The organism is Arthrobacter sp. Rue61a, from assembly GCF_000294695.2.
Classification (GTDB): domain Bacteria; phylum Actinomycetota; class Actinomycetes; order Actinomycetales; family Micrococcaceae; genus Arthrobacter; species Arthrobacter aurescens_A.
The window spans coordinates 2,321,647-2,347,148 of the sequence record NC_018531.1; the positions used below are offsets into that span (position 1 = coordinate 2,321,647).

At 60.9% G+C, this 25,502-nt stretch carries 21 protein-coding genes; 12 read left to right on the forward strand and 9 right to left on the reverse strand.

Annotation, left to right across the window (positions count from 1 at the left end; translation table 11 throughout):
- Nucleotides 1–1,329, reverse strand: coding sequence for an MFS transporter (locus tag ARUE_RS10540; RefSeq protein ID WP_014921767.1), 1,329 nt, complete (start codon nucleotides 1,327–1,329; stop codon nucleotides 1–3).
- A 333-nt stretch (nucleotides 1,330–1,662) separates the two neighbouring features.
- On the opposite strand from ARUE_RS10540, the gene ARUE_RS10545 reads away from it, so the two are divergent.
- Nucleotides 1,663–2,466, forward strand: coding sequence for a cyclase family protein (locus tag ARUE_RS10545; protein ID WP_014921768.1), 804 nt, complete (start codon nucleotides 1,663–1,665; stop codon nucleotides 2,464–2,466).
- A 52-nt stretch (nucleotides 2,467–2,518) separates the two neighbouring features.
- Nucleotides 2,519–4,234 (forward strand): thiamine pyrophosphate-binding protein, encoded by a 1,716-nt coding sequence (locus ARUE_RS10550; protein WP_014921769.1) that lies wholly within the window; start codon nucleotides 2,519–2,521, stop codon nucleotides 4,232–4,234.
- A gap of 15 nt (nucleotides 4,235–4,249) precedes the next feature.
- Here the strand turns inward: ARUE_RS10550 and ARUE_RS10555 are convergent, their stop codons facing one another.
- Nucleotides 4,250–6,406: an amylo-alpha-1,6-glucosidase gene (locus ARUE_RS10555; protein ID WP_043470205.1), complete on the reverse strand. Its 2,157-nt coding sequence runs from the start codon at nucleotides 6,404–6,406 to the stop codon at nucleotides 4,250–4,252.
- A gap of 292 nt (nucleotides 6,407–6,698) precedes the next feature.
- Here ARUE_RS10555 and ARUE_RS10560 point away from each other — a divergent pair, with 292 nt between their 5' ends.
- The gene (locus ARUE_RS10560) at nucleotides 6,699–7,037 is read left to right on the forward strand and encodes a cupin domain-containing protein (RefSeq protein WP_286140372.1); all 339 of its coding nucleotides are present in this window, start codon (nucleotides 6,699–6,701) and stop codon (nucleotides 7,035–7,037) included.
- Between the two features lie 79 nt (nucleotides 7,038–7,116).
- Here the strand turns inward: ARUE_RS10560 and ARUE_RS10565 are convergent, their stop codons facing one another.
- The 7 genes from ARUE_RS10565 to ARUE_RS10595 form a co-directional block, all read right to left on the reverse strand.
- The gene (locus ARUE_RS10565) at nucleotides 7,117–7,815 is read right to left on the reverse strand and encodes a GntR family transcriptional regulator (protein WP_081589136.1); all 699 of its coding nucleotides are present in this window, start codon (nucleotides 7,813–7,815) and stop codon (nucleotides 7,117–7,119) included.
- Nucleotides 7,816–7,848: 33 nt separating this feature from the next.
- The gene (locus tag ARUE_RS10570; RefSeq protein ID WP_014921773.1) at nucleotides 7,849–9,303 is read right to left on the reverse strand and encodes an NAD-dependent succinate-semialdehyde dehydrogenase; all 1,455 of its coding nucleotides are present in this window, start codon (nucleotides 9,301–9,303) and stop codon (nucleotides 7,849–7,851) included.
- Nucleotides 9,304–9,329: 26 nt separating this feature from the next.
- Nucleotides 9,330–10,583: an aspartate aminotransferase family protein gene (locus tag ARUE_RS10575; RefSeq protein WP_014921774.1), complete on the reverse strand. Its 1,254-nt coding sequence runs from the start codon at nucleotides 10,581–10,583 to the stop codon at nucleotides 9,330–9,332.
- An 80-nt stretch (nucleotides 10,584–10,663) separates the two neighbouring features.
- Complete coding sequence (gene solA / locus ARUE_RS10580) at nucleotides 10,664–11,797, reverse strand: N-methyl-L-tryptophan oxidase (protein WP_014921775.1); 1,134 nt, start codon at nucleotides 11,795–11,797, stop codon at nucleotides 10,664–10,666.
- Nucleotides 11,798–11,799: 2 nt separating this feature from the next.
- Entirely contained in the window at nucleotides 11,800–12,567 is a 768-nt protein-coding gene (locus tag ARUE_RS10585; RefSeq protein ID WP_014921776.1) for an amino acid ABC transporter ATP-binding protein, read from the reverse strand.
- Nucleotides 12,564–13,460, reverse strand: coding sequence for an amino acid ABC transporter permease (locus ARUE_RS10590; RefSeq protein WP_043470208.1), 897 nt, complete (start codon nucleotides 13,458–13,460; stop codon nucleotides 12,564–12,566). Before ARUE_RS10590 ends, ARUE_RS10585 begins: the two co-directional genes overlap by 4 nt.
- Before the next feature lie 44 nt (nucleotides 13,461–13,504).
- Entirely contained in the window at nucleotides 13,505–14,425 is a 921-nt protein-coding gene (locus ARUE_RS10595; protein WP_014921778.1) for an ABC transporter substrate-binding protein, read from the reverse strand.
- Between the two features lie 335 nt (nucleotides 14,426–14,760).
- Here ARUE_RS10595 and ARUE_RS10600 point away from each other — a divergent pair, with 335 nt between their 5' ends.
- The 9 genes from ARUE_RS10600 (at nucleotide 14,761) to ARUE_RS10640 (ending at nucleotide 25,480) form a co-directional block, all read left to right on the forward strand.
- On the forward strand, nucleotides 14,761–15,435 hold the full coding sequence (locus ARUE_RS10600; protein ID WP_014921779.1) for a haloacid dehalogenase type II: 675 nt from the start codon (nucleotides 14,761–14,763) through the stop codon (nucleotides 15,433–15,435).
- Nucleotides 15,436–15,461: 26 nt separating this feature from the next.
- Nucleotides 15,462–16,739, forward strand: coding sequence for an NAD(P)/FAD-dependent oxidoreductase (locus ARUE_RS10605; RefSeq protein ID WP_014921780.1), 1,278 nt, complete (start codon nucleotides 15,462–15,464; stop codon nucleotides 16,737–16,739).
- Between the two features lie 17 nt (nucleotides 16,740–16,756).
- Nucleotides 16,757–18,307 (forward strand): aldehyde dehydrogenase family protein, encoded by a 1,551-nt coding sequence (locus ARUE_RS10610; RefSeq protein ID WP_014921781.1) that lies wholly within the window; start codon nucleotides 16,757–16,759, stop codon nucleotides 18,305–18,307.
- Nucleotides 18,304–19,422 (forward strand): tartrate dehydrogenase, encoded by a 1,119-nt coding sequence (locus ARUE_RS10615; protein ID WP_014921782.1) that lies wholly within the window; start codon nucleotides 18,304–18,306, stop codon nucleotides 19,420–19,422. Before ARUE_RS10610 ends, ARUE_RS10615 begins: the two co-directional genes overlap by 4 nt.
- Nucleotides 19,419–20,399: a D-2-hydroxyacid dehydrogenase gene (locus tag ARUE_RS10620; RefSeq protein ID WP_014921783.1), complete on the forward strand. Its 981-nt coding sequence runs from the start codon at nucleotides 19,419–19,421 to the stop codon at nucleotides 20,397–20,399. Before ARUE_RS10615 ends, ARUE_RS10620 begins: the two co-directional genes overlap by 4 nt.
- 114 nt (nucleotides 20,400–20,513) lie before the next feature.
- On the forward strand, nucleotides 20,514–22,103 hold the full coding sequence (locus tag ARUE_RS10625) for an ABC transporter substrate-binding protein (RefSeq protein WP_014921784.1): 1,590 nt from the start codon (nucleotides 20,514–20,516) through the stop codon (nucleotides 22,101–22,103).
- A 30-nt stretch (nucleotides 22,104–22,133) separates the two neighbouring features.
- Nucleotides 22,134–23,075 carry an ABC transporter permease gene (locus ARUE_RS10630; protein WP_014921785.1) on the forward strand — a complete coding sequence of 314 codons (942 nt, stop codon included), beginning with the start codon at nucleotides 22,134–22,136 and terminating at the stop codon, nucleotides 23,073–23,075.
- A complete protein-coding gene (locus ARUE_RS10635) occupies nucleotides 23,059–23,904 on the forward strand; it encodes an ABC transporter permease (RefSeq protein WP_014921786.1) in 846 nt (281 codons plus the stop codon). The genes ARUE_RS10630 and ARUE_RS10635 overlap by 17 nt, the downstream gene beginning before the upstream one ends.
- The gene (locus ARUE_RS10640; RefSeq protein ID WP_014921787.1) at nucleotides 23,897–25,480 is read left to right on the forward strand and encodes an ATP-binding cassette domain-containing protein; all 1,584 of its coding nucleotides are present in this window, start codon (nucleotides 23,897–23,899) and stop codon (nucleotides 25,478–25,480) included. Before ARUE_RS10635 ends, ARUE_RS10640 begins: the two co-directional genes overlap by 8 nt.
- Nucleotides 25,481–25,502 lie beyond the last annotated feature (22 nt).

Here is a 25,502-nt window from a genome sequence, read left to right on the forward strand (position 1 = left end):
CTACGGAACCCTCTGCACTGTGCGCTCTGCTGACTCCCGCTTTTCAGTCTTGATGCCGTGCCGGGAGAAGACCAGCGCTATGACGGTGACCAGTACCAGACCGATCACGTAGAGCGACACCGGGACGGAGGAGCCGAATTGCAGCAGCAAGGCCGTGGCGATCAAGGGTGCGAAGCCACCGGCAAAAACTGCTGCGAGTTCGTGTGCGATCGCCATCGCGGAGTATCGGACTTCAGCGGAGAACAGTTCATGGAAGAACGCAGGCTGCGTTCCGATCATGGCACCGTGGCAGAGACCATTCGCCACGAGGAAGGCCAGGATGACCACAGCCGGCGTATTTGAATCGATCATGGCAAAGAAGGGGAAGGCCATGGCACCCATGCCGATGGCGCCGAGGGCGTATACGGGCCGCCGTCCGATCCGGTCCGAGAGGTAGCCGAAGAAGATGTAGGTGCCAAACGAAACGAGCATGGACACTGCCACAGCCATCAGAAGGAGCCCCTTGTCCACCCCCACGTGGACCCCGTAGGCGATGGAGAACGAAAGGAAAATGTACGAGCCCCCGTTCTCTGCGACCCGAAGGCCCATGGCAACCAGGATTTCCCGAGGGTGGGTTTTGATGGCGGCCAGAACCGGGAGACGGTGTTGCTTGGTCTCGCTAACTGCGGTGAATTCCTTGCTTTCAGGCAACCGAAAACGAATGTAGGCGCCCACTGCGAGCAACACAACGCTCAGCAGGAACGGTATACGCCAGCCCCACGCCATGAACTGCGAATCAGGCATCAACTGAACCAGGAAGAAGGCCAGCGAGGAGAGAACGAAACCCAAGGAGATGCCACCTTGGCTGAAAGCCGACAGCATTCCGCGCCGCGAGTCCGAAGAGTTTTCGCTGATCAGCAGAACACCGCCTCCCCACTCGCCGCCGGCTGCGATGCCTTGGGCGATTCGAAGCAGTATGAGCAACGTTGGAGCCCAAAGCCCAACCTGGGCATAAGTGGGTAGTAGACCCATGAGGGCTGTGCTGATGCCCATGATGGTGAGCGTCATGACCAACGCCCGCTTCCGCCCCAGCCTGTCGCCAATATGTCCGAAGATGATGCCGCCCAAGGGCCTCGCGGCGAATCCGACGGCGAACCCGGCGAAGGCGGCCATGGTGCCGACGAGCGGGTCGACGTCGGCGGGAAAGAACAGCCGGCCGAAGACTACCGCCGACGCTGTGGCGTAAAGAAAGAAGTCATACCATTCCAAGGCGTTGCCTACGAGCGATGCAACAACGTACCGACGGACTCCGGGACGTTGTCCTGGCAAGGTGTGCTGCTGATGGGACATTGGTGCTCCTTGAGTAAAAGCTGGGGCGTTCGTCCGGCCAGAGCGACCTCGTTGTCGCGGCCGGGACGCCTCGGCGGGGCTTACGCTCCAGTGCCGAAGCGGACGAACTGTGATGGGCGTTACAGCTGCTAATTCAGTTTCTCTCCATGCCGGGACAACGTCGAATGCCTGTTTTGCCAGGGGCTATGCCTATCTGGGTAACCCGGGACTCAACGCTTGAAAAGCTGTTCCTGAGGGATCGCGGGGGTGCTAACGTCGCTGCCACAAGTCCCGTTTGAATCTTCACGGGCCCGGCCCTGTCGAAGGGTAAAACCCCTACCAAGGAACGTACTCATGGATATGAACAGCACTACAGACGTGCGTCAGGGCAGCGTCGCCCATCTGCTGGAGGGCCTCGCAACTCGACGGATCGATGTCATCGACCTGACCACCAAACTGTCCCACGCAACGCCAACACTGGAACTACCCGAACCGTTCGCGAACCTCATCGACTTCAGCCTCGAGGAAGTCTCCGCGTACAACGAACCTGGCCCGTACTGGAAACATCACAACATCCACACCGGGGAACACATCGGCACACACTTGGATGCTCCAGTGCACTGGATCACGGGGCGCGGCGGCAAAGACGTGGCGCAGATCGAGCCGGGCCGCCTGACGGGTTCGGCCTTGGTCCTGGACGTGAGCGAAGAGGCCGCCGCCAACCCCGATTTCCTCTTGGATCTACACCACATCCGTCAATGGGAGGCCACCTTCGGTCCTATCCCGCAGGGCAGTTGGTTACTCATTCGAACGGGATGGGAAGCCCGTGCCCATGACCGTCAGCGGTTTCTGAACAACGACGAAAAGGGTCCCCATTCACCCGGCTTGACAGTGGAATGCGCACAGTGGATCGCAGAAGAGTCGCCGTTGTCCGGAATAGGCGTGGAAACTGTGGGAATCGACGCCGGAGCCGCAGCCGGCCAAGAGCCCCCGTTCCCGGCGCACCACTTCCTGCTGGCCAACGACAAATACGGAATCACCTCCTTGCAAAACCTTTCAAAGCTTCCCCCCATCGGCGCGGCCATCATCGTGGCGCCCCTGCCGATCGTTGGCGGAACGGGCAGTCCAGCCCGGGTGCTCGCATTCGTGGACACCTGAGCGGCACTATCACTCACAGACGTCACCTGACCCACCGGAAAGAGAAACACACATGACACTTACAACCAGCAGTCCCAAGGCCGACGAGGCATCCACATGGGCAGATACAGAACCGAGCGCTGTCACTGTGGCTGAACTCGTTGGGACCACACTCGCCAGTCTTGGCGTGGGCCATGTCTTTGGCGTAGTGGGCAGCGGCAACTTCGTAGTAACAAACGCCCTGCGAAGGGCCGGCGTTCCGTTCACTGCAGCCAGGCACGAGGGGGGTGCCGCCACCATGGCCGATGCCTATGGCCGAATGTCCGGAAAGGTAGGTATAGCCACAACGCACCAAGGCTGCGGGCTTACCAACGCCGTGACCGGCATAGGCGAGGCGGCCAAGAGCCGGACACCAATGATTGTTCTTACGGCAGACACCCCTGCGCCGGCCACCCGATCCAACTTCAACATCGATCAGGATGCGCTCTCCGTCAGCGTCGGAGCTGTGGCTGAACGGGTACACAGTGCTGAAACCGCGGTGGCAGATACCGTTCGGGCCTACCGTACGGCGGTTAACCAGCGGCGGACCGTGGTCCTGTCGTTGCCCACTGATATTCAGAGCCAATGGGCAGTTGAAGAAGGGAACCAGCCTGGACCGCTCGACCCTCCCCAGCATGTCAGGCCATCCGAGGCAGCCGCCTCACAGTTGGCAGAACTCATCAAAAACGCAAAGCGGCCAGTCTTCGTTGCCGGGCGTGGCGCCCGGGAAGCAGGGCCCGAAATAGCCGCGCTCGCCGAAACTGTGGGTGCGCTTCTGGCGACTTCCGCTGTCGCTCACGGGTTGTTCAATGGCAACCCGTACAACCTCGGTATCTCCGGCGGATTCTCGTCCCCTTTCACCGCGAAGACCATCGCGGAAGCCGACCTGATCGTGGGTTGGGGTTGTGCGCTGAACATGTGGACCATGCGGCACGGCTCCCTGATTGGTGACTCAACAACGGTGGTTCAGGTGGACCTTGAGGACTCAGCCCTTGGTGCCAACCGTCCCATCGATCTTGGGATCTTGGGTGACTGCGCTGAGACGGCTGTGGCTGTGCTCAAGGAAGTGCAATCCGCTGGATACAGCGCTACCGGACTTCGGACGCTCGAAATGGCACAGCGCATCGATGAGCACGCCCGTTGGAACTCCGTGGAAACGGAGGACCTATCAACTGATGAGACCATCGACCCTCGAGTACTGAGCCGTGAACTGGACCGGATGCTGCCGGCAGATCGCATCGTCTCTGTGGACTCGGGCAACTTCATGGGCTACCCGAGCACCTATCTTTCCGTCCCGGATGAGTATGGCTTCTGTTTTACGCAGGCTTTTCAGTCGATCGGGCTGGGCCTTTCCACCGCTATTGGGGCGGCAATCGCCAGGCCTGAGCGGCTCCCGATCCTGGGAACCGGGGACGGGGGCTTCCTGATGGCCATTTCAGAATTGGAGACAGCGGTACGGGAAAGCATCCCGCTGGTAGCAATCGTCTACAACGATTCCGCCTACGGGGCTGAGGTCCATCACTTTGACGCGGACGATTCAGATCTTGAGGTTGTGAGGTTTCCAAGCACCGACATCGCCTCCATCGCGTCCGGCTATGGAGCGGCGGCCGTAACGGTTCGGCGGCCCGAGGACCTGGCTCGAGTGAAGGAGTGGTTGGCAAGCCCCCGCCGGGCTCCGCTGGTCATTGATGCACGGATCGCCTCTGATGGCGGTGCGTGGTGGCTTGCCGAAGCCTTCAAGGGCCACTGAAGTAGGGAAGTTTGCCTAGCCCTTCTTGCGCAGCCCCGCCTGTTCCACGAGTTCGGTCAACCACGGCCGGTGTCCTTGATGGAATACCATCCCGTCCGGCAGTCCCCGCACTCGGGGGACCGAATCGGCAATGTCGATGGTTACCCTGCCCCCTGCCATGGGTGCGTTGGTGATGTGCAAGTCGCCGTAGGAGGCCGGTAATTGCGGGTCCATCCAAAATCCGCCGTGAGATACGTGGGCGTCGTACCTCATCAAGCTAGTGATCAGCTGGATGGGTGAGGTGGCTGCCCAGGCTTGGGGTGAGCAGGCGGTGGGGTAGGGCACTGGCTCGCTGTACTGCTCGCGGTTGAACCCGCAGAACAGCTCGGGGAGGCGTCCCTCGGAGAAGGCGGCCGCATCGAACAGGGCTGTGGCGATTCTTTGAGCCTCCTCCACGAATCCGTAGCGCATCAGGCCGGCCGCGATGACGGCGTTGTCATGCGGCCAAATGGATCCGTTGTGGTAGCTGGCCGGGTTGTAGGCACCCATGTCGGTTGCCAGGGTGCGCACACCCCAACCACTGAACATCTCGGGTGACATCAGCCGTTCAGCTATGAGTGGCGCCTTGTCATCGTCTACCAAGCCGACCCATAGGCAGTGCCCCATGTTGGAGGCGCACGCGTCCACCTGGCGCTTTTTGCCATCCAATGCAATCGCGTAGTAGCCGCGGTCCGGCATCCAGAACTGCTCGTTGAAACGTGCCTTCAACTGGGCCGCGCGATCGGCGAGCTCTCGCGCCAAGGGTGCGTCACCGGCGTCGTAAGCCATCCAGGCCCGGGCCATGTACGCGTCATAAACATATGCCTGGACCTCGCACAGCGCGATAGGAGGCTCGGCGAGGCGTCCGTCCGCAAAGTTGATCCCGTCCCATGAGTCTTTCCAACCCTGGTTGATCAGCCCGCGATCGTTGAGGCGCTCATACTCGACGAAGCCATCGCCGTCCCTGTCGCCGTAGTCGCGGATCCAGTCGAGGGCCCGGTCTGCATGGGGGAGCAGGGCGGCGATGGTGTCCTTGGCGAAGCCCCATCGGCTCACCGAACCCAGAACCACCACGAACAGGGGAGTGGCATCGACACTGCCGTAGTAGATGGACTTGCCGCCCAAGGCCAAGCTGCTGGAAACGTCGAGTCGGACCTCATGCAAAATCTTGCCCGGTTCTTCCTCGCTTACCGGGTCAATCACCGTGCCCTGGCGCTCTGCCAAGGTTTGCAATGTTCCCAAGGCCAACGACGGATCCACCGGCATGGCCATTTCCGATGCCCACAAGGAGTCCCGTCCAAACAGCGTCATAAACCACGGTGCACCTGCGGCCACAACCACTCTCTCCGGGTGGGCAGGATCCTCAATGCGGAGGGCGCCGAGATCGTCATAACTGCGTCGCAGGGTCCTCTCGATGGAGCGGTTACCCATGTGAAGGACGGGAATTTTGGCCACCCATTCCAGTCGGCGTTGGTCGCTTCGGGAGAGTTCGCCGACCGCGGGACGCACCAGGGGCGCTAACGGTTCCGCTCCTTCAAGGCCAGGCATCACCACCACTTGGGTGGCCCAGGAGCCGCGCGCGGGGATGGTGGTCCGGTAGGTGAACCCTTCACGACTCGCCTCAGCGACATCGGAACTTACGACGACGGACTTCCGGACTTCCTGCCATCGGGCGCGAATGGTCAGTGTGTTGGCATCGACCTCGCGGCTTTCTTCCCACTGAGTCTGCACGCGCGCTTCCTTCACTTCGAAGACATCGGCGAAGTCGGAGGCTAGGGTAATCGCGATAATGCATTCCGCAGGCTTCACAGAGTAGTTGCGGACGGTGACGTCCTCCACCATTCCCAAACCCAACTCCCGGGTGCGTTCAACAATGAGCGGGGTATCCGCATAGCCGTCGGACATGGTGATACGGCCTGCAAAGACTGCCCTGTATGGTTCCCTCGTTTGGGCTGTCAGGGGTTCCACTGACTGCCCGTTCACGGTCAGGGTCCACGCGGACAGGATGCGCGTGTCCTGAAAGAACAAGCCATGCGGATGATCCGGGCTGATGTCACCGCTGGGCAATGAGATGCAGAAGGACGTGCCCTCCACCAAGGTGACCGTCCCGGCACCCAAGGGACCGGCAGCGGTGTCGGCATTCCATCCAGCCATTTCCGGCTCCTTTGACGCTCCTGCTGAGTCCTCGGCGTTCTTCGACGTCCTCACAGTGACGCTACTCTTGCTCCGCGGCGTGGGCCAGAGCTGCGGTCGGCAGTCATCATTGGGATTGACCATGTTGGCTGGCCCTCCGGCACAGCGTCCATTCTCTGGATATTTGCCGCCATTCCTATCGTCGATTGTTGACAATTGCTAGGATTATTTCTGTGCGTTCCAAAGATGGCGGGCACATTCACGCGAGGGGCTAAGGCCCCAGGAGGAGAAATCAATGGTCAAGGCAACTGTTATGAAAAACGCGAACACCGAGAACCCTGGCGAACACCTTCCGAAGCCCACATCGGGCACACCAGGTCAGACCGAAGTGTCCCTCCGCCTTTGGGCACGGGAAGGACTCAAGACGGGCATCTGGGAGGCAACGCCCGGTGTGTCCACGAGCACCAGGCCCGGATATGACGAGATCTGCCAAATCCTCAGTGGCACGGCGACCATCACCGAAGAGGATGGAACCAGCTTCGAAGTCGGCCCCGGCTCGTTGTTCGTCACGCCGGCCGGTTGGACGGGAACGTGGACCATCCACGAAACAATGAGGAAGATGTGGGTAGTGGCCGACCTTCCCCAGGTCTAATATCCAAGGTCAATGAATGGAGGGAGGGGCCCGGTTCAATGAACCGGGCCCCTCCCTCCATTCGGAAATTCGACGATGCCTAGGCGGTTATCCCGCTTACTTCAGGCTCGGAAGTAAGGTCCTCCACGGCTTTCTGCATGTGACGTTTGATGGCATTCTGCAGGCCGCTCTGATCGCGCGCTTCGAGCAGATCCAGAATCATTTGGTGTTCCTGCACCAACGCATCGATACGTGGGTAGGCCACCTCCAAACTGAGGATACACATCCTGGATTCCGCAGCAAGGGTCTCGTATATCCGGATCAGGCGCGTGTTCCCTGTTCCGGAAACAAACGCAGTGTGGAACTGCATATCCAGCCGGGCAATGGCCTGCCAGTCCGACGCCGCGACCTGTTTGGCCATACTTCGGATGATGCCCTTAAGTTCCCGGCACGTGTCAGCGACCTGATCCGCCTCGGAACCCAGAATCGTGTTGGCGGCGGCCAGTTCCACAGCTTCACGGACTGCATATATCTCCCTGACGTCATCCGGGGAGAGTTCCAGCACGAAGACGCCGCGGTTGCGCTTGCTCACCAGGATGCCTTCCTGACACAGCCGTTGCAGAGCTTCGCGGAGTGGGCCCCTGGACGTGCTGAGCTGACTGGCCAGTGCCGATTCGTTGACTTGTTGTCCAGGCCTGAAAGCTCCCTGGACAATAAGCTCCCGCAATTGGTCAGCTATCAGTTGCGCCGTGGGCCGGCCCTCCAAAACGAACATTCCCTCCGGTGCCGCCATTGACATCCCCTCATTCCATGCTTCGGCAATTTGAATTTATTAGACCGCTACTGCGGTGTACTTGTATTCCAAAAACTCTTCAATCCCAATTTTCCCGCCTTCGCGTCCCAACCCGGACTGTTTGACGCCACCGAACGGCGCGGCGGGATTGGATACCAAGCCGGTGTTCAGCCCAACCATTCCCACTTCCAGATCCGCGGAGAACCGCATGGCCTTGTCCATGCTCTCCGTGAAGACGTACCCCACCAGGCCCCATTCAGTATCGTTGGCCAGGCGTACGACTTCGTCTTCGCTGTCAAACGGTGTAATGGCAGCTACAGGGCCGAAGATTTCCGTGGACATCAACGCTGCGTCCCTGGGTACGTCCACAAGGACGGTGGGGGAGTAGAAGTAGCCAGGCCCTTCCGGACGGCTGCCGCCGGTTAGGATACGTGCGCCCTTGGATACGGCGTCCGCGACCAGGCTTTCGACTTTTTCCAGGCCCTTCTGTTCAATCAGGGGTCCGACGTCGGTCCCTGCCGAAGCGCCATTGCCTACCTGCAATTCTGACATCTTTTTGGAGAACTTCTCGCCAAAGTCTTCCACTACGGAGCGGTGGACGAAGAAGCGGTTGGCGGCCGTGCAGGCCTCGCCCATGTTCCGCATCTTGGCTTTCATGGCTCCATCCACGGCCTTCTCGATGTCCGCATCGGCCAGCACGATGAAGGGGGCGTTTCCGCCGAGTTCCATGGAGGACCGCATGACGTTGTCAGCAGCCTGGCGCAGGAGGATCTTTCCCACTTCCGTGGAACCCGTGAAGCTGATCTTGCGCGCAATCCCGCTGTCCGTCCAGGTCCTGACCACGCTGGAGGCGCTCGACGTCGTCACAACGTTCAGTACGCCGTCGGGAAGTCCTGCTTCCTTGAAGATCGCAACGAGGGCCAACGACGTCAGGGGCGTCAGCTCGGCGGGCTTGAACACCATGGTGCAACCGGCAGCAACTGCCGGTGCGATCTTCCGCGCGCCCATGGCGAGCGGGAAGTTCCATGGCGTCACCAGCACGGAGGGACCAACCGGTTCCTTGGTGATGAGGATACGCGTGTTGCCGTCTACGGAGCTGGCGTTGTCTCCGCCGATCCGTACTGCCTCTTCGGAGAACCAGCGGAGCATATCGGCGCCATAGGCCACTTCGCCCTTTGCCTCCATGAATGGTTTGCCCATCTCGGCGGTCATGATGGCTGCCAATCGCTCCGTATTGGCAATGACGAGGTCGTACGCGCGGCGGAGAATGTCTGCGCGTTCCCGGGGCGTGGATTTTCCCCAGGCTGCCTGGGCGCGTCCGGCGGCCTCGATGGCCAGGGCGGCATCCTCGGGGCTGCCGTCGGCGACGTGGGCGATGACTTCGTTCGTGGCGGGGTTTTCCACTTCAAAAGTGGCGCCGTTGGTGGCCTGCCGCCAGCGTCCGTCGATGAACAGGTCTGTCTGCAGTGAACTGGGATCGAATGAGGGGGTCATGGTGGCTCTTTCAGTGATCGTGAAGACTAGGAGGTGGCTGACTTGAGCGCCTGCGAGAACCTGGACAGGCCAACTTGGATCTCGTCTCTGCTGACGTTCAGCGCGGGGATGAGCCGGATGACGTTGCCGTGCGGCCCACAGGTAAGGAGAAGGAGCTCTTCCTTGATGGCAGCCTGTTGGACGGCCAGGGCAGTTGCCGCGTCCGGGCACTTGTCCGCAGTGGTGAATTCGACGCCCTGCATTAGGCCCCGGCCGCGGACGTTACCGATTTCGGTGAACTCGGTTTGTAGCGCTTCCAGCCCTGTCCTTAGTTCGTCGCCGCGGAGTAGAGCGTTTTCCACGAGATTTTCGCGCTTGATGACACCAAGAGTGGCCACTCCGGCTGCTGCCGCGACGGCGTTCCCTCCGTAGGTTCCGCCTTGGGAGCCTGGCCAGGCTTTGCCCATCAGCTCTGCGGAGGCGGCGATTGCCGAGATGGGGAAGCCACTGGCGAGGCCCTTGGCGGTGATCACTACGTCAGGCAGGATTCCGGCCCAGTCGTGGCCCCAGAACTTACCGGTGCGGCCAACGCCGGCCTGGACTTCGTCAAGGATTAGCACGATGCCGTGTTTGTCTGCTCGTTCACGCAGGCCTTGGAGGAAGGCTATGGGGGTGGGGATGTAGCCGCCGTCACCGAGGACGGGTTCGATGATGAAGCCGGCTGTGTCACTGGGCGCACTGATGGTCAGGAGGAGGTGGTCCAGTTCCTTCAGCGCGAATTCGACGGCGGTGGCTTCGTCCCAGCCATACCGGTACCAGTGCGGGAACGGGGCTACGTGCACGCCACCCATGATGGGAGAAAACCCTGAACGGAACTTTGTTCCAGCTGTGGTGAGGGAGGCCGCGGCGACGGTCCTGCCGTGGAACCCGCCCTGGAAGGAGATGATGTTGGGCCTGCCGGTGGCCATGCGGGCCAAGCGGATGGAGGCTTCTACGGCCTCAGAGCCGGATGTTGCGTAAAAAACGCTATCCAAACCTTGCGGCAACACAGTTCCCAGCAGTTCAGTGAGCTCCAACAGCGGCTTGTGCATCACGGTGGTGTATTGGGCATGGACAATCTTGCCGACCTGTTCGCGGGCGGCGGCCACAACATCGGGGTGGCAGTGGCCGGTGCTGGTGACACCAATCCCGGTGGTGAAATCCAGGTATTTCTTGCCGTCGGTCGCGTGGATCCAGCTACCGGCCGCGTGGTCGACAACCACGGGGGTTGCCTGCTTCAGGATGGGGCTAAGTGTTGCCATGGCTTCATACTTTCTTAGAAACTGTAGATTGTCAACAATTGTCGAATCGAGCGTTATTCCCGCTGCTCACGCGGAACTTGTCAGGGTTCTTGGAACCGCTGGGGCCGCAGGAAGTCCAGACCGTCGAACCAGCGCTTGCCGAGCGCTTCGTTGGCTGCAATTTCCCCGTAGCCGGAGGCCATTTTGAAGCCGGCTCCGGAGAATCCGGTTGCAGAGTAGACCCTGGCGGATTTGCCGAGGAAACCCATCAAGGGCTGCGAATCGGAGGTGAAGAGGTCCGGGAACGCATCCGAGCGCACGATGCTGGGAATCAAGCCCGGGAAGAACTCCGAAACTGTCTCTATGGTTTCCGTGATCTCCGCTGTGCTGAGATCACGGGGCACGGAGTCGGCAGCGGGAGTTGGTGCCCCGCGACCATCAAGAGTGGCTTTGACGGTTACGCCGTCCACTGCGGGGGCCCCATACATGGAGCGATTTCCCGAAATCCTGATGAAGATCGGAAATTTTTCCGGTGAGAATTGTTCTGCTTCGCGGGCAACGAACCATGAGAGGAAGATCCGCTTGGTTTCGGTGTGGGCTTTGAGGTATTCGGGCATGAGTTGTTTGGACCAGGCGCCCGAGGCAACGATGACTCGTTCGAAGGTCCAGGAGTTTGCGCCGGACGTGATAACGACGCCGTCGTCAGTTTCAGTGATGCTGTCAATCGGAGTGTTGGTCTTGACCGATGCACCGTTGGTTTCCGCCGCGGTGATGGCCGCGGTGATGGCGCGATCGGTTCGCAGGGCGCCGGCGTTGGGGTCGTAGACGGCGATATCGTCGGAGCGGAGGTTGTGCTGGGGGTAGCGGCCGGCCATTTCCTCACGGCTGAGGATCTGGTGGGCGGCGCCGGTGATTCGTGTCGTTTCGAGCAGGCTGCGGAGGTACGGTCCGTCACTGGTACCGATGGAGAGTCCCCCGCAACGGGTGAGGATGTCTTGTCCGGTCTCCGCTTCGAGTTCTGCCCAGAGCCCGCGGGAACGTTCCAGGAGTGGGTAGTAGGCCGGGTTGCCTCGGTAGATCACGCGGAAGAGCCGGGTGTCTCCGCCTGCGGCGCTGCGTGCGTGGGCAGGGGAGTGCGCTTCGAATCCCACCACGGCGTCGGTGAGCCGGGAGGCTTGCCAGAGGGCCATGCTGCCTATGCTGCCCAGACCGATGATTGCGAGTTTTCCGTCCATGGTTAGAGGACCTGTTTGAGGAAGGTTTGGGTGCGGGGTTCTTTGGGGTTGGTGAGGATTTCGCGGGCGTCGCCGCGTTCTACGACGTTGCCGTCGTCCATGAAGATGAGGGTGTCGGCTACTTCGCGTGCGAAGCCCATTTCGTGGGTGACGACGACCATGGTCATGCCTTTTTTGGCGAGGTCTTGCATGACGTTGAGGACTTCGCCGACTTTTTCGGGGTCCAGGGCGGAGGTGGGTTCGTCGAAGAGGATGATTTCGGGGTTCATGGCCAGTGAGCGGGCGATGGCGACGCGTTGTTGTTGGCCGCCGGAGAGTTCGGCGGGGTAGCGGTCTCCGAAGGCTTCGAGGCCGACGCTGGCGAGGAGTTCTTGTGCGTGTTTGGCTGATTGTTTTTTGTCGGCGTGTTTGACCAGGACGGGTCCTGCCATGACGTTGTCGCGGGCGGTCATGTTGGGGAAGAGGTTGAACGATTGGAAGACCATGCCGACGCGGGTGCGTTGTTGGGCCAGTTTCTTGGGGGGTAGGGCGTGGTAGGCGGTGTCGGTTTCGTAGTAGCCGAAGTCTTCGCCGTTGACTTTGAGGATGCCGGAGTCGATGGTTTCGAGGCCGTTGATGCAGCGTAGGAGGGTGGATTTTCCGGAGCCGGAGGGGCCGATGATGCAGCAGATTTCTCCGCTGGCGATGTCGAGGTCGACGTTTTTAAGGACTGTTTTGGGTCCGAAGGATTTGCGGATTTTTTGGGCGTGGATGGTGCCGTCAGCGTTCATCGTGCGATGCCTTCCGGTGCGGTGAGTGTCACTTTGCGGGCTTTGCGGGGGACCCGGGCGGAGGTGTGGGAGTATTTTTGTTCGAGTTTTGATTGGGGGTAGCTCAGGAGCATGGTCATCACGAGGTACCAGAGGCTGGCGACGATGAGCAGAGGGATGGTTTCGTAGGTGCGGGCGTAGATGAGTTGGGCGCTTTGGAGTAGTTCGGCGACTCCGAGGACGGAGACCAGGGAGGTGCCTTTGAACATGCCGATGACTTGGTTGCCGGTGGCGGGGATGATGGAGGGCATGGCTTGGGGGATGATGACTTTGCGCATTTTCGTGGCCCCGCTCATGCCCAGGGAATCGGCGGCTTCGATCTGGCCTTTGCCCACTGAGGAGAATCCGCCGCGGATGATTTCGGCCATGTAGGCCGCTTCGTTCAGGGTCAGGCCGATCAGGGCTGCGGTGATGGGTCCCATGAGGGCGTTGGTGTCGATCGCGGTGCCGATGTCGGTGAACGGGATCCCGATGCTCAGGTTCGGGTAGAGGGCGGAGATGTTGAACCAGAAGATCAGTTGGACCAGGACCGGGGTGCCGCGGAAGATCGTGATGTAGACCCCGGCGAGGGCGGCGATGGGTTTGATGGTCGAAGCCCGCATGATGGCCAGGCCCAGTCCGAGGAGGGTGCCCAGGGCCATGCTTGCTACGGTGAGGAAGATGGTGAGCATGAGTCCGCGGAGGATGGATTCGTGGGTGAAGTATTTCGCTACGACGTCCCATTTGAAGTTCGGGTTGGTCGCGACCGAACTCAGGACGCCGACACCGACCAGGATGCAGACCACCCAGGAGACGTACTCGAACGTGCTGCGCCGCTTCAGGCGCGGCTTCAATGCCGAATCCAACCCGCTCATCACATTGCTTCTTTCCATAGTCACTTGCTTCATCGGGGCACCCACTAGTTCAGCTTGGCGTCGGTGATGGCTCCCGAGTCCAAGCCCCAGTTCTCGAGGGACTCCTTATACTCCGGGGTCTGAAGGACGGACTGGAGAGCCGTCTGGAAGGCCGGCGTCAGAGGTGAGCCCTTCTTCAAGCCGATTGCGGTCAGGTCGCTGGTGCCGACGTCGACGCGACCCACGAGTTCGAAGGAGCCCGGCTGCTGCTTCTCGGCCCACCCGAGTGCAGTTGTGTCGTACAGAATTCCGTCGATGCGCTTGGAGTGCAGCTGGGTCAGCGCGTCCTGGATGTTGGGCAGTGTCACGCCGTTGATGGCCGGCTGTCCCTTGGACGTGCAGCTCTGCTCGCTGAGGGCGGGGAGACGCTTAAGCTGACCGGTTGATCCTTGCGTCACCGCGATGTTCTTACCGCACAGGGTCTCAACGGTGAGCTTAAGTGGATTGCCAGCGGCCACCGCCACGGAGTTGCCGGCTTTGAAGTAGTCGATCATGTCCAGGACCTTAAGGCGTTCCTCAGTTTTGGACATGGTGGTGGCAGTGAAATCGAAGCGGCCGCCATCGAGGCCGGGAACAATCGTGTCGAACTTCGTGTCCACGAACTTCAACTTCAGGTCAAGCTTCTTCGCAATGAGCCTGGCGATATCCGGGTTGAGGCCAATCGGAGTCGTATTATCCTCAGCCAGGAAGGTGGTGGGAGGGTAGTGCAGGTCCATGGCAACCGTGAGCTCGCCCTTGTCCTTGATGGACTGCGGCAACAGGGCAACAGCAGCTGAATCCGGCTGGACGCCCTCGGAAATGTCGGTGGTGTTGGCAGTCTTGCTGTTGTCGGCGGAATCGCTGTTCGCGGTGCCTCCACAAGCGCTCAGTGCCAGCAGTACGGCAAGTCCGGCAGCTGCGGTTTGCGCCTTGGTTCGAATCTTCATGGTGCTTCCCTTCGAGGGAGTCGGGCGGTGGGGAGGGGAGAAGGTCTTGGTAGTAATGTGATCCGGATCTCTCCGTCATCTACTGCAATGCAACCCCCTCAACAGTAGATTGTCAACAATTGACAGAAACTTTTTTGAACATATCCCTTCGTTGAGAATCGTTCTAACTAGGCGCCGAAAACTGTTGACAATTTACAATTTGGCACCCTAGAGTCGAGTCAGCGGTCGAGAAGCTCCCGGACTGCCCGGCAGTTTTTTACGGGTGCATCCGCTTCACTCGACACCCTTACACGCGGCCCGCCCGCCTCCATATCCCGAAAAGAAACGGACTTGACATGGCAGAGACCAATTCCCGGCCGAAGTACATCTCCTTTGATATCTACGGCACACTCATCAACTTCGACATCGATCCCACTACGCGGCGTTTGCTCGATGGCCGAATCTCTGAAGAGCAGTGGCCCACCTTCAAGAAGCAGTTCCGCGGATACCGCTTTGACGAAGTACTGGGGGATTACAAGCCGTATGAGCAGATCCTCCAGGATTCCTTTGATCGTGTGTGCAAGCGTTGGGGAATTGGACCGACTGAAGGGGCAGGTGCAGCATTTGCTGATGCTGTCCGCGGTTGGGTTGCCCACGACGACGTGCCGGCCCCGCTGAAGCTCATGGGCGACAACTACCAACTCGTGGCTCTATCCAACGCGGACACCAGCTTCCTGGACATCAGCATTCCCAAGCTCGGCGCAAACTTCCATTCAGTCCTCACCGCCGAGCAAGCCCAGGCGTACAAGCCCCGGTACCAGGCCTTCGAGTACATGCTGGACACGCTGAATGCCAAGCCCGAGGACTTCCTGCACATCTCCTCCCACACTCGCTACGACATGCATCCCATGCACGACCTGGGTTTCCGGAACCTCTGGATGCTGGACCGCGGCTATGACCCCATTGGCGAGGGCTACGGCCTCAACACCGCTAAATCCCTGGACGAGATCAACAAGCACCTCGGTCTCTAAAACGACCACGAGGCGAAAGGCCAACCGTGAAACTTGTTCCTTACTGGCTCGACACTGCAGAGCCATCCGGCGACTACCGCCGCACTCCAGTCCCGGAGAACGTAGATGTCGCGATTATCGGCGCGGGCTTTACCGGGCTGTCCGCAGCACTTGAATTTGCCAAGCAAGGCGCCACTGTTGCTGTCTTCGAACGCCACACTGTTGGTTGGGGTGCGTCAGGCCGCAACGGGGGCATGGCTACCACTGGTTTGGCCATTGGGTTCAGTACGGCAGTCAAGCGCTACGGGGCTCCCCGTGCCGTTGAGATGTTCCGCGAATACAACGACGCCATTGAAACCATCGAGAAGCTGGTGCACGACAACGGCATTGACTGCGACTTCAAGCGCTTCGGCAAGCTCTCCCTCGCGTTCCACAAGTCCCACTACGACGGCTTCCTGAAGTCGCAGGAGCTGCTCGCCAACCTGGTTGACCACCAGGTAAAGGTCATTCCCAAGTCCGAAATCCACAGCGAAATCGGCACCGACTTCTACCAGGGTGCCATGATGGATCCGCTGGGCGCCGGCCTGCACGTGGGCAAGTTCGTGCACGGGCTGGCGAAGGTGGCAGCGGACAACGGCGCAGCCATCTGCGAAAACGCATCGGTCACCGAGCTGAACAAGGTCTCGGGCACAGTGCACGATGTTCACACCACCCGTGGAATTACCCGGGCCAAGCAAGTCCTGGTGGCCACCAGCGGCTACACCGGCAACGTCACCCCGTGGCTGCAGCGTCGCGTGATTCCTGTGGGCAGCTTCATCATCTGCACCGAGCCTCTGTCCGAAGAGGTCGTGAACCGCATCCTGCCCAACAGGCGCCAAGCCTCTGACAGCAAGATGCTGACGTACTACTTCCGCATCACGCCGGACAACAGGTTGTTGTTCGGCGGCCGCGCACGCTTTGCGCTGTCCAGCCCGGATTCGGATGTCAAGAGTGCGGAGATCCTGCACAAGGCCATGACCGAACTCTTTCCCTATCTGTCCAACGTCAAGGTGGACTACATCTGGGGTGGCCTGGTGGACCTCTCCATGGACCAGATGGTCCATGCCGGCCAGCATGATGGCCTGTTCTACTCCCTTTGCTACAGCGGGCATGGTGTTCAGATGGCTGCACACATGGGCAAGAGGATGGCCCACTACATGGCGGGGGACAAGCAGGCGAACGTGTGGGAAGACCTGAAGAACCCGCCTGTACCCGGCCACTTCGGCCCCCCATGGTTCCTGCCTTTTATTGGCGGAGCCGCGAAGATCATCGACCGCATCAAATAGGCAGGGCAAAGGATCACATGAGTTCATTATCCAAAGTCGCTGAAGCGCGCCCGAAAACAGGGCAGGAGACGGCCTACAGACGGGCAAGTATCGCCGCCCTGCCAGGAGGTGCGTTCCTGGAAGGCCGTTGGGAGACGGCTGACAGGATCCTCGAAGTCAGGGATCCCGAAGACGGCGTTCTGTTGGGAACTGTGTGTTCCTCCACTCCTCAAGATGTGCGCCGTGCAGTTGCTTTCATACACCACCACCTCCAGGAAGACGATTGGGTCCTGCGGGACCGCAGGGAGGCTTTGGAACGGGCTGCAGTGCTGCTCGTGGACAAGGCCGTGCGGTTCGCGGAGATCATTGCCGCGGAAAGCAGCAAGACCATCACCGAAGCTGAACGCGAAGTGCGTCGTTGCGCAGAGACGTTGCGGCTATCCGCTGCCGCCTCGAGCGAACTTGTTGGAGAGACTCTTGCCTTTGAAGACAGCATGGCCGGGGCCAACAAGATTGGCTGGTACAACCGCAAACCTGTAGGAATCATTGCGGCCATCACGCCCTTCAACGATCCCCTGAACCTTGTGGCACACAAGTTGGGTCCGGCGCTGATCGGAGGCAACGGCGTCGTCCTTAAACCCTCGGGACGCACGCCACTCACGGGCCTTGCCTTCATCGAACTGTTACTTGAAGCGGGCGTCCCGGCAGGTCGCCTTGCCGCAATCGTCTCGGGACCGGGTGTTTCGGAGGCGATCGTGACCGACGCCCAAGTGGACCTCATCTCCTTTACGGGTGGACCGAAGACTGCCGACCGTATCGCTGCCGCCGCGGGAGCAAAGAAGATCCTCTCTGAGCTGGGCGGCAACAATGCAACGATCGTCTGCGCGGACGCTGACGCCGACGCCGCGGCCGAGACGATCGTGGCCGGCGCATTCGGAGTGGCAGGCCAAAACTGCCTGTCCGTGCAGCGGGTCTACGTTCACATCTCCCTGTTCGATCAAGTCCTCGAACAGGTGGTAGCTGGAACGCGGGCACTCCATGTCGGGGCCAAGTTCGATCGCACCACGGACGTCGGACCCCTCATCACTGAAACCGAAGCCCGCCGCGTGGAGGAATGGGTGGAGGAGGCCAAAGGGCTTGGCGGCACCGTCCACGTGGGTGGCCAGCGCCACGGGGCCTTCTACCAGCCCACCGTGCTCACGGACGTGCCCGCCGAGGCCTTGGTCATCAGCGAAGAAGTGTTTGGGCCGGTGGTCAGCATCATGCCCTTTATCCAGATCACTGACGCCATCCATGCGGCCAACGCCTCCGACTACGGACTTCAGGCTGGTGTCTTCACCGAATCCATTGACCTGGCCCTGGCAATTGCCGACAAGCTGCATGTGGGGGCGGTGGTCATCAACGAGACCAGCGACGTCCGGATCGATTCCATGCCGTTCGGCGGGTTTAAGAAGTCCGGCGTTGGCCGTGAAGGCGTCAAGCACGCAGTCCGCGAAATGACCGAGCCCAAGAGCACCATTATCAAACTGGCGGAGCCCGCCACCCGCTGGCAGCAGCTGACGGGCACCTCAGAACGGAATGCATCATGACTACCCATAAAATCGCGGTTATCGCCGGCGACGGTATCGGCAAGGAAGTGGTCCCTGCGGCCATCCAAACCCTTGAGCGAATCGCTGAGATCCACTCCATCAACCTGCAGTTCACGCACTTCGACTGGGGATCCGACTACTACGCGCAGCACGGCCGCATGATGCCGCTGGACGGGCTGGAACAGCTGGCGCAGCACGATGCCATTTTCCTGGGCGCCGTGGGCTCCCCGGAGGTTCCGGACGCTGAATCTCTGTGGGGCCTCCTGATTCCCATTCGCCGCGAATTCCAGCAGTACATCAACCTGCGGCCGGTAAAAACGCTCGACGGCGTCAAGTCGCCGCTGGCGTCCAAGGAACCGATCGACATTCTGATCGTGCGGGAGAACAACGAAGGGGAGTACTCGGAGGTCGGCGGCCGGATGTACCGCGGACTGCCGCACGAAACAGCTGTCCAGGAAACCATCTTCACCCGCCGGGGAGTATCGCGTGCCGCACACTTCGCCGCCTCCCTCGCGTCGTCGAGGAGGGGGCACCTGACCTCGGCCACCAAGAGCAACGGCATCATCCACACCATGCCCTTCTGGGACGAGGTAGTGGAAGAAACCACCCGCCTTTACCCCGACGTGACACTCACCAGCGAACTGGTGGATGCCTTGGCTGCGCATCTGGTCCTCAAACCTTGGACCTTGGACGTCATCGTTGCCTCGAACCTGCTGGGCGACATCCTCTCGGACCTGGGCAGCTCCGTCACCGGTTCCATCGGTGTGGCTCCCAGCGCGAACCTGAATCCCAACGGTGATTTCCCATCCCTCTTTGAGCCGGTGCACGGATCTGCCCCGGACATTGCAGGGAAGGGACTGGCAAACCCGGTGGGACAGATCTGGTCCGGAGCAATGATGCTCCAGCACCTGGGCCACCCCGCAGCCGCAGAGCATCTGCAGTTGGCTTTCGAGTCCGTGTTGCGAGAGGGTTTGGGTACCCGCGACGTTGGAGGACCGTCGTCGACCTCTGAGTTCACAGCGGCCGTCCTGGCTGCCATTGACGTCTTGGAGGCTGTGGGCAAGGCTGAACCCAGCGATCCCACGCCAGCGGCAGCAGCGGCGTCGTCAGCATGACGAATGCCGAAGGCAAGCGGCCCATCGTCGCTGTCCTGTACCGGGAGGCCCTGCCGCCCGGATTGAACGAAATCGCGGACCTGGCCGAAGTCCGCCTGACCAAGGCTGACGGTCTCGCTAAGGCAATGGATGGTGCGGATGTTCTCTACCAATGGCATTCCTTCTCGCCCGCGCTGCGGGAGAACTGGGCTGCAGCTTCATCGCTGAAGTGGGTCCACGTAACAGCAGCGGGCGTGAGCCAGCTCCTGTTCGACGAGCTCATCCACAGTGATGTGGTCTACACGAACTCCCGGGGAGTCCTGAGCCGTGCCATAGCCGAATTCACGCTGGGCTTCGTCCTGGACATCGCCAAAGACTCACAGGGCTCGTTCAAGCTTCAGCAGCAGCAGCGCTGGCAGCACCGCGTCACGCGAAAAATTCAGGGACAGCGCGCCTTGGTGGTGGGTACCGGGTCCATTGGTCAGGAAATCGCCTCCCTGTTCCGTGCCGTTGGCTTGCGCGTTAGCGGTGCCGGGCGCAGCAGCCGGCCAGGGGATGAGTACTTTGAGGAGATCTATTCGTCCAAGGACCTGGCCTTGGTGGTTGGCGACTTCGACTACATTGTGCTGGCCGCGCCCCTGACCGACGACACCAAAGGCTTGGTGGACGCCGACGTGCTTTCAGCCATGAAGCCCACGGCCCACCTCCTTAATGTGGGGCGCGGGGAGCTGGTCCGCACCGACTCACTGGTAGACGCGCTTCGCTCAGGTTCCATTGCCGGCGCGGCGCTGGACGTGGTCCATCCGGAACCACTTCCTGCGGAGCACCCGCTGTGGGGCATGGACAACGTCATCCTTACCCCTCACATGAGCGGCGACACCGAAGGTTACCTGGACGATCTTGGGAAGCTGTTCGTGGAGAACCTCTGGCGGTTCAGCCGGGATGAACCGCTGCAGAACGTCGTGGACAAAAGGCTCGGGTTCGTTCCCGCTTCCTGATCCCTGTCACCCGGATTGGACGCCCGTGAACCTGAGCACATTATTACGGCACTTCGGAGCGTCAATTTTCTGGAAGCAGGAGGTAAGGCTAACCTAATAGTCTTCACTTTCCCCATGCCCACCCGTTCGGGCATACATAGCAGGCGGTTCCTTTTGCGCACTCCCAGCCGTTACACGGCAGCCCTCGGGTTGGCAGCCCTCCTCACTCTTTCCGGTTGTGGCCTCAGCGGAGGCCAGCCCGGTTCCACCGAGCAGGTGGCGGATACCAATGAGCGCATCGTCGTGGACAATTTCCGGGCACCCGTTGCCAACTGGGCCCCCGAGTCGGACGCCGCCTACATCCTGTCACTCTCCGGCTGCTTGGAAACCCTCACCAAGTACGATTCCGCCCAAGGCAAAGTTGTTCCCTTCCTGGCAACGGAATGGAAGCAGACCTCACCGCTGGAATGGGACTTCACCCTCCGTGAAGGCGTGAAATTCCAGGACGGTACCGAACTCACCGCAGAGGCCGTGGCCGGCTCACTCAACCACGTCCTCAAGGCCAAGGTGCCTGCCAGGGCGTTCAGCCCAAGCGTTGTCAGCGGTGTCCAGGCAATCGATGCAAAGACCGTTCGCGTGACCACGCCCGTGGAGAACCCCTTGGTGCCGTTCCGCCTTGCGAGCGTCAACACCGGCGTTCTTGCCCCGGCCGCGTATGCCGGCGCCACCGTTGATCCCTTCGGTCACTGCACCGGTCCGTTCACTCCTGTATCGGAGAAAGCGAAGCAGTCCCTGACTCTGGACCGCAATGAAAACTACTGGGGCGGCGAGGTGCAGCTCGCAGGGGCTGAGGTCCGTTTCATCACCAACGGCGCGACGCGCGCGGCACAAGTCCAAACCGGCGAGGCTGACATTTCCCTCTCCATCCCGGCCTCCGCCTTGTCCACGCTCGAAAACGCCCCCGAAGTCTCTGTGCTGAAGGCAGACTCACCGCGTACGGCCACGCTGTACATGAATAACGGCCGGGCCCCTTTCAACAACGTCGATTTCCGCAAAGCCCTCCGCTCGGCACTGGACCTTGAAGCCCTGGCCGCCAGCGTGTACGAAGGCGCTGCGCTTCCGGCAGCCGGACCCTATGCGCCTTCCGAACCATGGGCCGCTAGCGATGCAAGCTCACCAAAACAGAACGTTGAAGAAGCGAAGAAGCTTCTTGCCGCTGCCGGATACACGCCGGACAAGCCCTTGGAAATCATCGCGATTGTTGAACGTGCAGAGTTCGCCGACGTCGCAACCGTGGTCCAGGACAACCTCAAGAACATCGGTGTGCCCGTTGTTATCCAGGCCAAGGAATACGCCTCCGCTGAACCCGACGTTCTGGCGGGGAACTACGACATGATCCTGAGCCAGCGAAACCGGCTCATCGACATTGCCGATCCCATCGGATTCCTGACGGCAGACTATACGTGCAAGGGCACGTACAACCTCAGCCACTTCTGCGACGAAGAGTACGACTCGATCATCACCCAAGCAGCCCGCACCTCCAACAGTGAGGAACGCTACAAGCTGTATGCCAAAGCCGGTCAGCTCCTGAATGACCAGGCAGTCAACCTCTGGCTCGTCAATGAACAGGCCACCGATGCCATTCGCAGCAACGTCATGTCCTACGTCCAGGATCCGCTGTCCCGTTACGTCCTGACCGCACAAACGGCCAAGTCCGGCTCCTAGCAACGAACTGAGACCACCAGACAAACCCGCATGATCACTTTCCTTGCGAAGCGGACGGCGACCCTCGTGGCCGCCGTCCTGCTGTCGTCTTTCGCTGTCTTCCTGATTCCCTACGTCACCCCGGGCGATCCTGTCCGGAAGATCATCCGCTCCCGCGTCGCCGGGGACATAGTGGACGACGCCACCGTTCGGGCCTTGGGCGAGAGTCTGGGACTCAACGATCCTCTTCCCGTCCAGTACCTGCGCTGGCTGGGGGACTTCTTCACCGGGGATATGGGCTTGTCCCATATCAGCAGGACGCCGGTAGTTGACCAGGTACTACCCGCTTTGGGCATCACCCTGAGCCTGGTGTTCGTGGCCTTGGGCACCGCAGTGCTGGTGTCGCTGCCCTTGGGGATTGTTGCGGCGCTGAAACAAGGAAGTAAGACGGACAAGTTGATCACCACGGTCACGCAGTCCTTCATCGCCATGCCTGAATACTGGTTGGCCCCGCTGTTGGTGCTCGTGTTCGCCCTCAAGTTGTCCTTGCTGCCTTCCGCAGGGTGGAACACGGCATCGTCCATCGTCCTCCCTGCGGCAACACTGGCATTGCGGCCCATTAGCTTCTTCACGTCTGCCGTGCGGTCAGGAATGATCGATGCCCTCGAAGCCGAACACATTTCCGCCGCGCGAGCCCGGGGACTGAGCCACGTCCAGACAATCCTGCGGCACGTTGTGCCCAACGGCCTGGTCCCGTTGTCCACTCTGTTCGCGGTGTGGTTCGCGGGCCTGCTGGGGGGCTCGGTCATTGTGGAGGTGATCTTCGCCATTCCCGGCATGGGAAGGCTTCTCTACGACGCCGTTATCAACAGCGACATACCGTTGGCCCAGGGCGGCGTGGTGGTTGTAGTGGCACTGGCTGTCGCCATCACCACTCTCGCCGATTTCCTGCACCGGATCCTTAGCCCGAAGGTGAGTGGAGCCCTTGCGTAACCGTTCAGCGATCGACGCTGCCGCCGTCGTAATACTCGTTCTGATTGTCGCTGCCGTGGCCGCTGCGCCTTGGTTGGCGCCGTTTCCTCCGGACGATCAGAACCTCGCCGCACGACTTCAGCCACCCGGCGCTGCGCATTGGCTGGGAACGGACCACCTCGGGCGGGACACGCTGAGCCGCTTGCTCGACGGCGGTCGCTTCTCCCTGGTGGTTGCCGCACTGGCCACAGTGCTGACCGGAGTCATCGGTTTGGTTGTCGGTGTTCTTAGCGCCCGCCGCAAGGGCTGGCTGGATGAGTTTTTCACCCGCACCAACGACGTCCTGCTGGCACTTCCGGAGATGGTGGTGGCGCTTTTCATCGTCGCTGCCATGGGCACTGGCTTCACCTCGCTGCTGGTGGCACTGACCGTAACAGGCTGGACGCCATTTGCACGGCTTGCCCGAACGCTGGCCTATGACGTTTCGGCACGAGGTTTTGTTGAAGCGGCGCGGGTGGTGGGCTGTTCGCCGTGGTTCATTATTTTCCGCCACATCCTCCCGCATTTGGCCGCACCTATGGTGGGTCAGGCAACGCTGCGCTTCGGTCAGCTCCTGATCGCGGTCGGAGCACTGTCATACCTTGGACTCGGCGTTCAACCGCCGCAATCGGACTGGGGTTCCATGCTGGCAGCGGCGCAACCGTACGCAGAAAGAGCGCCGTGGGGGATTGTCGCCCCCGGACTCGCCGTTTTTGTGGTGGCCCTCTGCGTGACGCTGATCGGCCAACGCGCATCCCGCCGGGCCTCTGACCCTGTGGACGTCCTTGTGGAGGAGGGCCAGCATGCCTGAGCTGGTTGTTGAGGATCTGACAGTCCACGGCGAAGGCACAGGGCATCCGATCCTCGCCGGTGTCAGCTTGACGGTGAAGCCCGGCGAGTTTGTGGCGCTCGTGGGCGGCTCCGGTTCGGGGAAGACCATCACCGCACGGTCGGTCCTGCGGTTACTGCCTCAGCAGCTGAGGATTGAGTCTGGCTCCATCCGGCTCGGCTCGTTGGACATAACCCGAGCCTCGGAAACAGAGCTGAACCGCATCCGTGGCGGGCAGCTGGGGATGCTGTTCCAGCAGCCAAAAAAGATGTTCAATCCCAGCAAAACAATCGGCGCCCATCTCAGGGAACCACTTAAACTGCACTCCGGGCTACGCGGCCAGGCAGCAAAAGCCAAGGTGCTCGAATTGCTGGCCGACGTGGGCTTCGAGGATCCGCAGCGGGGTATGCGCTCATACCCGCACCAGCTTTCCGGTGGCATGGCGCAGCGGGCGATGACTGCCATGGCCTTGGCAGCCGAGCCCGGGATCCTTCTGGCCGACGAGCCGACGTCCGCCCTGGACAAGGTGCTGGAGCAACAAATCCTGGAGCTGCTGGACAGGCAACGGATCCAGCGCGGCCTCGGAATCCTCTACATCACACATAACCTAGCCTCGGTGGCCGCATTTGCGGACAGGGTGCTGGTGATGGATTCCGGCGTGATCGTTGAATCCGGCACCACCGAAGCGGTCCTGGGCAGTCCCAAGACCGCCTACACGCGCAAGCTCCTTGAAGCGTCCAACCTGGCGCCCACCGGAATCGCGGGTGCCCCCACCCGCCAGCGCAACGCCCTGACACTGAACACTGTGGTCAAGCATTTCGGATCCGGCAAACGCCGCGGGCGGCCCGCCTTGGACTCGATCTCGCTGAACGTACACCACGGCGAAATCCTTGGTGTCCTGGGTCAATCGGGATCGGGTAAGAGTACCCTCGCTCGTGCCATTGTTGGGCTGGAAGGCATCAGCAGCGGAAGCATCACCAGGACTCTCGACGCGGATGGTGCAGGCCCAACAGCTGTGCAGCTGGTGTTCCAGGAGCCCCACGATTCCTTCGACCCCCGCATGACCCTCCGGGCCAGCCTTGCGGCGCCGCTCAGGTCGCGGAATGATCTCACCGCAGTTGAACGGTCCCGTAAGCTCACGGCAGCGATGGAGGAAGTCGAGCTTGATCCCGATATTCTGGATCGGCGTCCGGGGCAATGCTCCGGAGGTCAGTTGCAGCGGATGACCATAGCCCGGGCGTTGCTGTTGGAACCCGAGGTCCTGATCTGTGACGAAGCGACGTCAGCTTTGGACGCGGTGACCCAGCGGACCATCCTTGAACTGTTGCAGCGCCTGCACAGGGACCGCGGGCTGACTTTGATGATCATCACCCATGACATGGACGTGGTGAGGCACATGTGCCAGCGGGTTGCGGTCCTGTACCAAGGGTGCCTTGTGGAGCTCACGGACACGGACAAGTTCTTTGCAGATCCGCAGCACCAGCACAGCCAAGATCTGGTTTCGGCGGCCATCCCGTGCCGGGGGCTGCACTTGAAAAAGATCAGGGCGGCGCTTTAGCAAGCAGCCAGGGTGGAACTCT